10 protein-coding genes are annotated in these 11,774 nt (G+C 61.3%); 2 read left to right on the top strand and 8 right to left on the bottom strand.

What is annotated here, in order from left to right:
* Positions 1-48 precede the first annotated feature (48 nt).
* The 6 genes from ACMTA2_RS09335 to ACMTA2_RS09310 form a co-directional block, all read right to left on the bottom strand.
* The gene (locus ACMTA2_RS09335) at positions 49-2,508 is read right to left on the bottom strand and encodes an EAL domain-containing protein (protein ID WP_413794612.1); all 2,460 of its coding nucleotides are present in this window, start codon (positions 2,506-2,508) and stop codon (positions 49-51) included.
* 193 nt (positions 2,509-2,701) lie between these two features.
* Positions 2,702-4,528 (bottom strand): ABC transporter ATP-binding protein, encoded by a 1,827-nt coding sequence (locus ACMTA2_RS09330; protein ID WP_413794611.1) that lies wholly within the window; start codon positions 4,526-4,528, stop codon positions 2,702-2,704.
* Positions 4,521-5,123 (bottom strand): DsbA family protein, encoded by a 603-nt coding sequence (locus ACMTA2_RS09325; protein ID WP_413795619.1) that lies wholly within the window; start codon positions 5,121-5,123, stop codon positions 4,521-4,523. Before ACMTA2_RS09325 ends, ACMTA2_RS09330 begins: the two co-directional genes overlap by 8 nt.
* Positions 5,124-5,159: 36 nt before the next feature.
* Positions 5,160-6,101, bottom strand: a complete 942-nt coding sequence (trhO, locus tag ACMTA2_RS09320; RefSeq protein WP_413794610.1) for an oxygen-dependent tRNA uridine(34) hydroxylase TrhO — start codon at positions 6,099-6,101, stop codon at positions 5,160-5,162.
* Positions 6,102-6,401: 300 nt separating this feature from the next.
* A complete protein-coding gene (locus tag ACMTA2_RS09315) occupies positions 6,402-6,701 on the bottom strand; it encodes a BolA family protein (protein WP_413794609.1) in 300 nt (99 codons plus the stop codon).
* Positions 6,702-6,713: 12 nt separating this feature from the next.
* A complete protein-coding gene (locus ACMTA2_RS09310) occupies positions 6,714-7,235 on the bottom strand; it encodes a DUF2059 domain-containing protein (protein ID WP_413794608.1) in 522 nt (173 codons plus the stop codon).
* Positions 7,236-7,426: 191 nt separating this feature from the next.
* Here ACMTA2_RS09310 and ACMTA2_RS09305 point away from each other — a divergent pair, with 191 nt between their 5' ends.
* On the top strand, positions 7,427-8,821 hold the full coding sequence (locus ACMTA2_RS09305) for a class II fumarate hydratase (RefSeq protein ID WP_413794607.1): 1,395 nt from the start codon (positions 7,427-7,429) through the stop codon (positions 8,819-8,821).
* Between the two features lie 189 nt (positions 8,822-9,010).
* Here ACMTA2_RS09305 and ACMTA2_RS09300 read toward each other — a convergent pair whose 3' ends face one another.
* Positions 9,011-9,973 carry a DMT family transporter gene (locus ACMTA2_RS09300; protein ID WP_413794606.1) on the bottom strand — a complete coding sequence of 321 codons (963 nt, stop codon included), beginning with the start codon at positions 9,971-9,973 and terminating at the stop codon, positions 9,011-9,013.
* Between the two features lie 193 nt (positions 9,974-10,166).
* Here ACMTA2_RS09300 and ACMTA2_RS09295 point away from each other — a divergent pair, with 193 nt between their 5' ends.
* Entirely contained in the window at positions 10,167-10,364 is a 198-nt protein-coding gene (locus ACMTA2_RS09295; RefSeq protein ID WP_413794605.1) for a DUF6316 family protein, read from the top strand.
* A 214-nt stretch (positions 10,365-10,578) separates the two neighbouring features.
* Here the strand turns inward: ACMTA2_RS09295 and ACMTA2_RS09290 are convergent, their stop codons facing one another.
* On the bottom strand, positions 10,579-11,763 hold the full coding sequence (locus ACMTA2_RS09290; protein ID WP_413794604.1) for a thiolase family protein: 1,185 nt from the start codon (positions 11,761-11,763) through the stop codon (positions 10,579-10,581).
* Positions 11,764-11,774 lie beyond the last annotated feature (11 nt).

Genomic DNA, 11,774 nt, shown 5'->3' with positions numbered 1-11,774 from the left:
CACTGTCGGGCTCCTTTTGATTGTGATTTTTTCAGATCAACAAGAGTTTCAGCGGAACGTGCCGGGGGCCTTGAATAACAGCGGCTGAGGCCGGGCCGGCCGACATTGCAACGTGTCGCAGGTAAACAATTGCGGGCGTTCGATCACATACCCCTGAGCGTAATCCACCCCAATCTCCAGCAATGCCTGCTCGATCTGGGCGGTCTCTACAAACTCGGCAATCGTGCGCTTACCCATGACGTGGCCGATGTGATTGATCACTTCGACCATTGCACGGTTAATCGGGTCGTCCAGCATATCCTTTACGAAACTCCCGTCGATCTTCAGGAAGTCTACAGGTAAATGTTTCAGGTAAGCGAATGAAGACATTCCGGCACAAAAGTCATCCAGCGAGAAGTAACATCCCAAGCTCTTGAGTTCATTGATAAAGCGGATCGCACTGCCCAAATTCGAAATAGCGCTGGTCTCTGTAATTTCAAAACAAATCATTTCCGGCGGAATCGAGTAGGCAGCAAACTGTTTACGCAGGAAGTCGAGGAATGCCTGATCTCCGATAGTTGTGCCTGACAGATTAATCGCACACATTGCCATGGGACCCTGTTGTGACTCATTCAGGCACTGGCGGATGATCTTGAAGACATTCTCCACCACCCAACGGTCCAGGGAGGTCATCAGGCCGTAGCGTTCCGCCGCGGGAATGAAGCTGTCCGGCAGGATCATCCGCCCGGCTTCGTCATGCAGGCGCAACAGGATTTCAATGTGCCCGCCGCCATGATCGCCCGGGCCCAGTGCGGCAATTTCCTGGGCGTACAGGCAGAAGCGATTTTCCTCCAGGGCCATGTGCAGGCGCTGGACCCAGGCCATCTCGCCAAAGCGCAGGGACAACTCCGAGTCGTCGGCATGATAGACCTGGACCCGGTTGCGTCCCTTTTCCTTGGCCATATAACAGGCCATGTCGGCGGCCCGCAGGGACGCCTCCAAGGTCGTCGGGGTCTGGGCGATATGCACCAGGCCGATGCTCACGGTGGTCACGAACGGCCGGCCCTTCCAGACAAAGTGCAGGTTCTGCACGGTCTGGCGCAGCCCTTCGGCGATCTTTTCCGCGGCCTCCGGCGAACAGTTCTCCAGCAGGATCCCGAACTCATCGCCGCCCAGCCGGGCCAGGGTGTCATTTTCCCGCAACCCTGATTGCAGCAAGGCGCAGATATGCCGCAACAACTCGTCGCCCGCCGCGTGGCCGCACGTGTCGTTGACCAGCTTGAACTGGTCCAGGTCGAGGAACATCAAGGCATGGCGCCCGACCTGGCGAGTCAGGTTGTGTAATGCCTGCTCAAGGCGATATTCGAACTCCCGGCGGTTGGCCAGCCCGGTCAAGGCATCATGGGTGGCTTGCCATGACAGGTTGGCGATGTATTGCCGCTCCTGGGTCATGTCATGCAATACCAGCACTGCACCGCTGACCTTGCCCGCATGGCGGATCGGCGCGCCCACCAGGGTGACCGACACGGTGCTGCCATCCAGGCGCTGGATCAGCTTGGAATGTTCGCTGGCGCCGCTGAGCCGACCGCTGAGGATGTGCTCGATCAAGGTCAGCCCTTCGGTCTGGGCATTGTCATCGAGCAAATTGAACAGCGCGGCCAGGGGCAAGCCCGTGGCGTGTTCGGCCTTCCAATGGGTCATCGCCTCGGCGGCGGGGTTCATGTAGGCGATGCCCCCCTCCACGTCAGTGGTGATGACCCCGTCGCCGATGGATTGAAGGGTAATCTGCGCCCGTTCTTTCTCCATCTGCAGCGCATTGGCGAACACCTGTCGCTGGGCCAGCAGTTTGTGGGTACGCAACAGCGCCAGGACGATCAACCCCAAGGCGGTGGCGAAGTTGGTCACCATCAACAGCCGCAGGATGAAACGCGAACCCTCGCCCAGCGCGTCACTGAATGCCTTGGCGGCCGGGGTCACCGAATCGTTGATCGCAAAGATCTGCGCCTTCCAGCCGCGGATGTCCACCTCCGACGCCTGGCCTGCGGTAATGCTGGCGTGCATCTGCCGGGCGACGTCATCCAGTTCGATCAGGTAGCCGTCGCCCACCGTCCAGAGATCGATGGCTTCTTCCAGGTAACTGAAGTGACGGAAATTCAGATAAAGCCAGATGACGCTGGACACATCGTCCGGGTGATTGCCGCCCTTGAGGATGCCGGCCCTTGCTGCTTCCAAGTCAGGCGGTTCGCGGTCCAGCGCCACCCGCAGCTCGTGGCCACCCTCGGGTACGGCGATGGCTTGCCGGTATTTGCGGAAAATCGCCTCGTCGCGGCTGTCGGCATAGAGATTGAGGTAATAGATGGCGTCTTTCTGGCCCTTGGACCAGAGACTCTCCCCCGCCACATAGCCGCGAACCGCGGACAACACGTAGAGGCTGACGCCGCCCAGCAATGCCTGAAATAGCACAACGGCGATAAAGGGCCAGACGATGCCCAGCAGCCGTGGTGTTCCGAGAGTCTGCTTTTGCTTCATGAGGTCCCTTGCACACAGGTACTGCCGGACGAACACCCGCCAGAATTCCGCTCCTGACTCAATAGCCTAGGCTAGTTTTCGACCCATCGAATGAATGGATGAACAGATCGACAGACTTTGCGTGGAATTTGGGTAAAACGGCGAGTTTGCCTGTTTTTTTTTCCGATACTAAGCGCAGAAAACCCGCGGAAACTCAAGGCTGCTGTATCTGTTGCAAATGACCGTAGAGTCGAGCGTACAGGCCTCCCTCGGCAATCAACTGCAAATGGTCGCCGTCCTCGGCGATCTGCCCACCGTCGAACACCAATACCCGATCGGCCTGTTTCACCGCCGAGAGTCGGTGGGCGATGATCAGCGTAGTGCGCGCGCTCAAAAAACGCGCCAGGGCCTGGTGAAGGTTGTACTCGGTGGCCGCATCCAATGCCGAGGTGGCTTCGTCGAGGATGACCACCCGCGGGTCGGCCAGTACCATGCGGGCGATGGCCAGCCGTTGGCGCTGCCCGCCCGACAATCGCACCCCCGAACGCCCGACTACGCTTTCCAGGCCCTGGGGCAGCGCCCGTACCGTGGCGTCGAGCTGGGCGATTGCCAATGCCCGCCAGCAGTCATCGTCGCTGCACTCGCGGCCCATGGCGAGGTTGGCCCGTACCGTGTCGTTGAACAGCGCCGGATGCTGCAACACCACTGCAACATTTTCCCGGATGGTTTCCAGGCCGATCTCCTGCTGCGTGGCGCCACCGAAACGGATGCTGCCCGACTGCGGCGTGTACAGCCCCAGCAGCAACTGCACCAGAGTGCTCTTGCCGCCGCCGCTGGCCCCGACGATGGCGACTTTCTCCCCCGGCGAGATGGACAGGTTCAACTGGTCGAGCACCAACTCTTCGCCGTAGCCGAAACTCAACCCCTGGATCTCGATGCCCACGGTGTCACGGCCCTTGAACGGATCGACGCCGCCGGCGTACTGAGGCTCATCGGCCCGGGCCAGCAGTTCATTGATCCGGTTCAAGGCACCGCCGGCTGCGTAATAGGCATATTGCAAGTTCAACAGTTGCTCGACCGGACCGATCATGAACCAGAGGTAACTGAACACCGCCAGCATCTGGCCGATGGACAGGTCGGAAAACACCACAGTGAGCATCGCCGCCGCACGGAAAATATCGATGCCGAACTGGAACAGCAAACCACTGGCGCGATTCGACGCATCGGTTTTCCACTGCGAACTCACGGCGTAATCACGGACCTCCTTGGCACGCCCCCCCAAGCGGCCAAGAAAATAGCCCTGGCGGTTGCCGGCGCGCACTTCCTGGATGGCGTCCAGGGTTTCGGTCAAGGCCTGGGTGAAGCGCGAGGTGCTGTCGTTCTCCAGTTTCTTGAGGTGCTTGACCCGCTTGCCCAATTGCACCGTGGCGTAGATCACCAGCGGGTTGAACAGCAGGATCAGCAACGCCAGCTCCCAGTGCATCCACACCAGGATCCCGGCGGTGCCCACCAGGGTCAGCATCGCCACCAGAAAACGACTGAGGGTTTCGCCGATGAATTTGTCGAGGGTGTCCAGGTCGGTGACCAGGTGGGCCGCCACGGTGCCGCTGCCCAGGCTTTCGTACTCCCCCAGGGAGATTCGCTTGAGACGTTCGATCAAGCGGATGCGAATGCGATAGACAATGTCCTTGGCCAACCTGGCGAACAGCCGCGCCTGCACCACGTTGAACAGCAAGGCGCCGCAACGCAGGGCCAGGGTCGCCAGCAACATCAGCCCGATATAGCCGGCTGAGCTCTGCCACGCCGTGGGCAACGCATGGTTCATGAATGTCAGGGCCGCATCGCCATGGCCCAGCAAGACTTCGTCCACCAGCAGCGGTAACAGTAACGGGATCGGCACGCTGCAGAGCGTCGCCAGCACGGCCACGCCGTTGGCGACCCACAGGGCTTTTCTATGCTTGAGGGCCAGGCGACGGATTTCCGCCCAGCTCAACCGGTCGATGCGCCGCGAGGCCGATGGGTCTGGCGGCCGCTCAGGCACAGGCCGCGCGCTCCAGCCAGCGGCCGAGCAACGGCGACAACTGGCTCAGGGGCTGGTAACCGTTGGTCAGCAACGCCAACTGGCCGTCACGCTCGGCCAACAACGTGGGGAACCCGGCAATGCCCAGGTCCTGTACCCAGGTGAAATCCGCGGCAGTGGCCGCATGTTGGTCGGCGCGGTCAAAGGCTGCGGCGAATTCGATGCGTGGCAGGCCGGCCTGTTCGGCCAGTTCCACCAGGACACTGGCATGGGTGACGTCGCGGCCTTGCACATAAAACGCCTGCTGGATCAGCTTCAACAGCTTCCAGGCCAGGTCCGGGGCCAGGCTACGGGCCGTCACCAATGCCCGGCAGGCGGGCTCGGTGTCGTAGACGAAACCGTCCGGCAGCGCGCCTTCAAGCTTGAAGGGTTGGCCGGTGGCCTGGGTCACGGCCTGCCAGTGCTCAAGGATGTAGCGGCGGGTGGTCGGCTCCAGCGCCGAACCGCTGCCGGTGCGCAAACCGCCCACCACCAGGTGCAACTCCACACCTGCGGCGTGCGCCTGCTCGACCAAAGCCTCGGCCACCGGCGCAAAGCCCCAGCACCAGGAACACATCGGGTCCATCACATAGAGCAGACGTGACGCCATGGTTCAAGCCTCGGAAGATGTTTGCTTGTAGTTGTAGCCGATCGGGTGCGGCATGTTGCGCGCCTTCGCCAGCTCGATCTGCTTCTGCCGGTCGATGGCGCTGCGACGGGTTTTCTCGCTCAGTTTATCCCAGCAATGGGGGCAACTGATGCCAGGCACATAGTGCTCCGAAGCGCGGTCTTCTACGCTCACCGGAGTACGACAGGCGTGACATTGATCGTAGTCCCCTTCGCTGAGATCGTGGCGAACGGTCACGCGGTTATCGAACACGAAGCAGTCGCCACGCCACTTGGTTTCTTCCTGAGGCACCTCTTCGAGGTATTTCAGGATGCCGCCCTTGAGGTGATAGACCTCGTCGAAGCCCTGGCCGAGCATGTAGCTGGACGCTTTTTCACAACGAATGCCGCCGGTGCAGAACATCGCGACTTTCTTGTGCCTGGCCGGGTCGAAGTTGGCCTTGATGTACTCCGGGAACTCGCGAAAGCTGGTGGTCTTGGGGTCGATGGCGCCTTCGAAGGTACCGATGGACACTTCGTAGTCATTGCGGGTGTCGATCAACAGCACTTCCGGATCGCTGATCAGCGCATTCCAGTCTTGCGGTTCGACGTAGGTGCCGACTTGCTTGTTCGGGTCCACGCCTTCGACGCCAAGGGTGACGATTTCTTTCTTGAGCTTGACCTTGGTGCGGTAGAACGGCTGCTCGTCGCAGTACGACTCTTTATGGTCGATGTCGATCATGCGCGGATCGTTCTTGAGCCAGGCCAGCAAGCCGTCGATGCCTTCGCAGGTGCCGGAGACGGTGCCGTTGATGCCTTCTTCGGCGATCAGCAGCGTGCCTTTGATGCCGTTGTCGAGCATGGCCTTGAGCAGGGGCTCACGCAGTTCGACGTAATCTTCAAGGGTGACGAACTTATACAGTGCCGCCACGACAATGGGTTGTGTCATGGGTGTTTCTCCAGGTGGCTACCCTCGTAAAGGGTGAACCGGATGCGAAAAAAAACGCGCCGGGTGAGCGGCGCGTTGCGGATTCTAACAAAAACCGGTGGGTTACAGGACTGCGATTCGAAGGCCTTCCTGTAGCGAGGGTATTTATCCCCGCTGGGTTGCGCAGCAACCCCAAGCCAGCTGCAGGCAATCAGCCTGATACATCCGGGTGACGGCTTTCAGGGCCGCTTCGCAGCCCAACGGGGATAAATCCCCTCGCCACAGATAAAACCCTCACCAGCAGCAGTGCCCCCCGGCAAATCAGTGCTTGCTACCACCGGCACAGGTCGGCGAAGCCGGGGCGGCGTCGATCCGGGCCCATTCCTCGGGCGTGTAGGTGTGCAGCGCCAACGCATGGAATTCACCCATCAGCTCGCCCAGCGTGCCGTAGACCTTCTGGTGACGCTTGACGCGATTGAGCCCTTCGAACTGCTGGCTGACCACCACGGCCTTGAAGTGGGTCTGCTGGCCACGGCTGTGCATGTGGCTTTCATCCAGCACTTGCAAGTGCTCGGGCTGCAACAGCCCGAGCGTCGATTCGATGCGTTGTTGCATGCTCATACCGGGCTCCGCTTACGGCTTTTTCTTGGCTGGGGCAGCGGCTTTTGGCTCGAGCTCGGCCGTCATGTCCGCCAGCAGCTTGTTGACCACCGGCACCGCGCTCTCGAGCTTGGCCTGGGTCAGCTGGGCCGATTGCTGGGTCAACTGTGGCATTTTTTCCAGGACTTTCTTGCCCAATGGCGATTGGTAGAAAGCGACCAGTTCCTTGAGCTCCGACTCGTTGAAGTTGCTGGTGTAGAGCTTGACCATGTCCGGCTTGAGCTTGTTCCAGCCAATGGCCTGGTCCAGCGCGGCATTGGCCTTGGCCTGGTAGGTTTCCAGGGTGGCTTTTTTCGACGCAGGGGCCTTGGTCTGTTCAAAGCGTTGGGCAAACATCTGCTGCACTTGCATGTACACCGGCGTGCCCAGTTTGTCGGCGTGCGCCAGGGTCAGGAACGCTTCTGCGCTGGCGTTGTGGCTGGCGGTATCGGCGAAAACAGGGCCGCTGGCACACACCAGAGCAACTGCGGTACAGATGGCGCGAAGACGGGTCATCGAGTTTCCTTTGATTACAGGCGAGGTAAAACCCCAAGGGCGACCATTCTGCGCCTAAAAAACGCCGGGCCTCAACCCCGAGGGTGGTCGGGTCCGATTGACGGGCCGAACACACCCCTCCTAGATTGAGGGAACCGGTGCCGCCCATCTGGGCCTAAACTGCGCATTCAGCCTTTAAGGAGTTTGACCCGATGAGCCGTATCGAAACCGACAGCCTTGGCCAGGTTGAAGTACCGGACGACGCCTACTGGGGCGCGCAAACACAGCGTTCCATGATCAACTTCGCCATTGGCAACGAACGCATGCCGCTGTCGGTGTTGCACGCCTTGGCACTGATCAAGAAGGCCGCCGCGCGGGTCAACGATCGCAATGGCGACCTCCCCGCCGACATCGCCCGCCTGATCGAACAGGCCGCCGACGAAGTGCTGGCCGGCCAGCACGACGACCAGTTCCCGCTGGTGGTCTGGCAGACCGGCAGCGGGACCCAGAGCAACATGAACGTGAACGAGGTGATCGCCGGACGCGCCAACGAACTGGCCGGCAATCCCCGCGGCGGCAAGAGCCCGGTGCACCCCAACGACCACGTCAACCGCTCCCAGAGTTCCAACGACTGCTTCCCCACTGCGATGCACATCGCCGCCGCCCAGGCCATCCACCAGCACTTGCTGCCGGCCATCAGCGAACTGTCCGGCGGCCTGGCGGAACTGGCGGCTCGCCACATGAAGCTGGTCAAGACCGGCCGTACCCACATGATGGATGCCACGCCGATCACCTTTGGCCAGGAACTGTCGGCCTTCATTGCCCAGCTCGATTACGCCGAACGGGCGATCCGCGCCGCACTGCCGGCGGTCTGCGAACTGGCCCAGGGCGGCACCGCCGTAGGCACCGGGCTCAATTCCCCCCATGGGTTCGGCGAAGCGATTGCCGCTGAACTGGCGGCGCTGTCGGGCCTGCCGTTTGTCACCGCACCGAACAAGTTCGCCGCGCTGGCCGGCCATGAACCCTTGACCGCCTTGTCCGGCGCCCTGAAAACCCTCGCCGTGACCCTGATGAAAATCGCCAACGACCTGCGCCTGCTGGGTTCCGGTCCACGGGCCGGGTTCGCCGAGGTGAAGTTGCCGGCCAACGAACCGGGCAGTTCCATCATGCCTGGCAAGGTCAACCCGACCCAGTGCGAAGCCTTGTCGATGCTGGCCTGCCAGGTCATGGGCAACGACGTGACCATTGGTTTTGCCGCCAGCCAGGGGCATTTGCAGCTGAACGTGTTCAAACCGGTGATCATCCACAACCTGCTGCAATCGATCCGCCTGCTGGCCGATGGCTGCAGCAACTTCCAGCAGCACTGCATCGCCGGACTCGAGCCGGATGCCGAGCAGATGGCCGCACACCTGGAGCGTGGGTTGATGCTGGTGACTGCACTGAACCCGCACATCGGCTACGACAAGTCAGCGGAAATCGCCAAGAAAGCCTACGGCGAAGGGCTGACCTTGCGGGAGGCGGCGTTGCAGTTGGGGTACCTGACCGATGAAGAGTTCGATGCCTGGGTGAGGCCGGAGAATATGCTGGAGGCCGGTAGCCAGGGCTGAGTCTTGCGTTGAGCGCTAGGCCGCCATCGCGAGCAAGCTCGCTCCCACAAGGGGGCCTGTGTGGAGCGCAATATTGCGTCCACTGAAGATCACTGTGGGAGCCGAGCTTGCTCGCGATGAGGCCGGCAGGCTCGACATCACTATTGCCTGACAGACCGCCATCGCGAGCAAGCTCGCTCCCACAGCGGGCTAGCGCCCGACAGCCAAACGCTCGCGCCGGGCCTTGAGCCCGGCGATCAGCGACGGCCCCAGGGCGACCAACGCCGAACCCAGTACCACCAGCACCGCACCGCCATAGCCCAGCAGGTTGATCTGCTCGGCATGGACATAATCAGGCCACCACCAGGCCGCCAGCGCCACCGCCGCGAAAGTCACCAGCGGCGTGATCGCCAGGGTCGCGCTGACCCGCGACGCTTCCCAGTGGGCCAGGGCTTCGGCAAACGCGCCATAGGCAATCAGGGTGTTGAGGCAACAAGCGAGCAGCAACCAGCCTTGCAGCGGACTCAGTTGCAACGCTTCCAACGGGTGCACCCACGGCGTGAGCAGCAACGCACAGAACAGGTAGATCACCATCATCACCTGCAGCGAATTCCACACCGTCAACAATTGCTTCTGGCCCAGGGCATAGAACGTCCAGACCGTCGATGCCAGTAATACCATCAGCACCCCGGCGGTGTAGTCACTCAGGGACGTCAGCAACTCGCCCAGGCGCTGGTTGAAAAACAGCGTGAAACCGATCAGCAGCACCAGCAGACCGATGCCCTGCCCCACGCTGAATCGCTCCTTGAACACAAACAGGCTGGCGACCAGCAACATGATCGGCCCCATCTGCACCACCAGTTGCGCGGTGCCGGGGCTCAAGCGGTTCAGGCCCATCAGGTACAACACGTAGTTGCCCACCAACCCAAGCACCGCCATCGCCACCAGCCAACCGCCGCGAGGGCCGAGGACCTTGCGACTGGGCAAGCGCCGGGTGGACGCCAGGTAGATGAACAGCAAACCGCCGGACACCAGCAAGCGAAACCAGGTCACGGTGACCGGGTCCATCACTTGCAGCACTTGCTTGAGTTTGATCGGCAGGATTCCCCAGAGCAGGGCAGTCAACAGGGCAAGGAACAAGCCGTAGACCCAGCGACCGGACGATATGTGCATGCAACCCTCGAAGCCCAGGACAAAGAACGCCCATTCTAGGCGTCTACCGCCAGGCAACACAGGAACAGTTGGGCTTTAATTTGAGTCGGGCACGGGTATGGCACATGGCCGCCTATCGGCTGAGCAAGCAGTCGCCTACACCAGCCCCTAAACTCCATTCAACCTGATACCGCCGCCTCTTTTGGAGCCCCTCATGCTTGGCAAACGTGCCCAGGATCTCGCCCCTGCGATGGTCTTTCCCAGTGACCGGATTTGTCGGATAAACGGCGAATTTTACTTCAACACCCGGGAAGGCACCCAGGAAGGGCCGTTCGCCAGTCGCGAGGATGCGTTGCGGGAGGTGGAAGCGTATATCCAGCGCGTGCTGCAACTGACTCAGGTTGCCAGCTAAGTCAAACCCATGGCTGGCGCCGCCCTCCTGTGGCGAGGGGATTTATCCCCGCTGGGCTGCGAAGCAGCCCCAAAGCAGACAACCCTGTCAGCCTGATATACCGCGGTTGTAGATTTTAGGGTTGCTGGGCAACCCAGCGGGGATAAATCCCCTCGCCACAGATAATCATCTCGCCAACGCTGTCAATCATCTCGCAAACTTTGTCAGCGTACGGTTATCTCACCGCCTCGAACAGCCCCGTAGCCCCCATCCCGCCGCCCACGCACATGGTCACGATGCCGTAGCGCAGATTGCGTCGCTGCAGCTCGCGCACCAGGTGTCCCACTTGCCGCGAGCCGGTCATGCCGAACGGATGGCCGATGGAGATCGAGCCGCCGTTGACGTTGTATTTCTCGGGATCGATTTCCAGCCGGTTGCGGCTGTACAGGCACTGGGAAGCAAACGCCTCGTTGAGTTCCCACAGGTCGATATCGGCGATCTGCAAGCCCTTGGCCTTGAGCAGCTTGGGCACCGAGAACACCGGGCCGATGCCCATTTCGTCCGGCTCGCAACCGGCCACGGTAAAACCACGGAAAAACGCCTTGGGCTTGAGCCCCAGCGCCAGGGCTTTTTCCAGGCTCATCACCAAGGTCATAGAGGCCCCGTCGGACAACTGCGACGAGTTGCCCGCCGTCACCGAACCGTCTTCGGCGAACACCGGCTTCAGGCCCGCGAGGCTTTCATAAGTGGTGTCCGGACGGTTGCAATCATCGTGATCGACCACGCCATCGAGAACCTGCACCGCGCCGGTCTGCTTGTCCTCGACCCGGTACTTGACCGCCATCGGAATGATTTCATCATCGAACAACCCGGCCGCCTGGGCCTTGGCGGTGCGTTGCTGGCTCTGCAAGGCGTAGCGGTCCTGTTCCTCGCGGCTGACCTGGTAACGGCGGGCGACGATCTCGGCCGTCTGGCCCATGGGGAAATAGATCCCGGGCACTTGCTCCTTGAGCAGCGGGTTGATCAGGTTGTCGGTGTTGACGCTTTTCATGGTCAGACTGATGGACTCCACGCCGCCCGCCACAATGATGTCGCTGCAACCGGAAGCAATCTGGTTGGCAGCGATGGCAATGGCTTGCAGGCCGGAGGAGCAGAAGCGGTTGAGAGTCATGCCGGCGGTGCCGATGCCCAATTGCGAGAGCACCGCCACATTGCGTCCGATGTTGTAGCCCTGGGCGCCTTCATTGGACCCGGCCCCGACGATGCAGTCCTCGACACTGGCCGGGTTGATGTCGTTGCGCGCCAGCAAGGCGTTGACACAATGGGCCGCCATGTCATCGGGACGGGTCATGTTGAACTTGCCACGAAAGGACTTGGCCAGGCCGGTCCGTACGCTGTCGACGATCACCACTTCACGCATGGCTGCACCTC

The organism is Pseudomonas medicaginis, assembly GCF_965119365.1.
Lineage (GTDB): Bacteria > Pseudomonadota > Gammaproteobacteria > Pseudomonadales > Pseudomonadaceae > Aquipseudomonas.
The sequence above is the reverse complement of the archived record's forward strand: the minus strand, read 5'-3'. Positions and strand labels throughout refer to the sequence as shown.

What these genes read in the sequence shown, in the direction of transcription:
- ACMTA2_RS09315 (WP_413794609.1), bottom strand. Translation starts at nt 6,701, where the DNA reads ATGAGCATGCAACAACGCATCGAATCGACGCTCGGGCTGTTGCAGCCC.
- ACMTA2_RS09325 (WP_413795619.1), bottom strand. Translation starts at nt 5,123, where the DNA reads ATGTGTTCCTGGTGCTGGGGCTTTGCGCCGGTGGCCGAGGCTTTGGTC.
- ACMTA2_RS09290 (WP_413794604.1), bottom strand. Translation starts at nt 11,763, where the DNA reads ATGCGTGAAGTGGTGATCGTCGACAGCGTACGGACCGGCCTGGCCAAG.
- ACMTA2_RS09335 (WP_413794612.1), bottom strand. Translation starts at nt 2,508, where the DNA reads ATGAAGCAAAAGCAGACTCTCGGAACACCACGGCTGCTGGGCATCGTC.
- ACMTA2_RS09295 (WP_413794605.1), top strand. Translation starts at nt 10,167, where the DNA reads ATGCTTGGCAAACGTGCCCAGGATCTCGCCCCTGCGATGGTCTTTCCC.
- ACMTA2_RS09305 (WP_413794607.1), top strand. Translation starts at nt 7,427, where the DNA reads ATGAGCCGTATCGAAACCGACAGCCTTGGCCAGGTTGAAGTACCGGAC.
- trhO (WP_413794610.1), bottom strand. Translation starts at nt 6,101, where the DNA reads ATGACACAACCCATTGTCGTGGCGGCACTGTATAAGTTCGTCACCCTT.
- ACMTA2_RS09310 (WP_413794608.1), bottom strand. Translation starts at nt 7,235, where the DNA reads ATGACCCGTCTTCGCGCCATCTGTACCGCAGTTGCTCTGGTGTGTGCC.
- ACMTA2_RS09300 (WP_413794606.1), bottom strand. Translation starts at nt 9,973, where the DNA reads ATGCACATATCGTCCGGTCGCTGGGTCTACGGCTTGTTCCTTGCCCTG.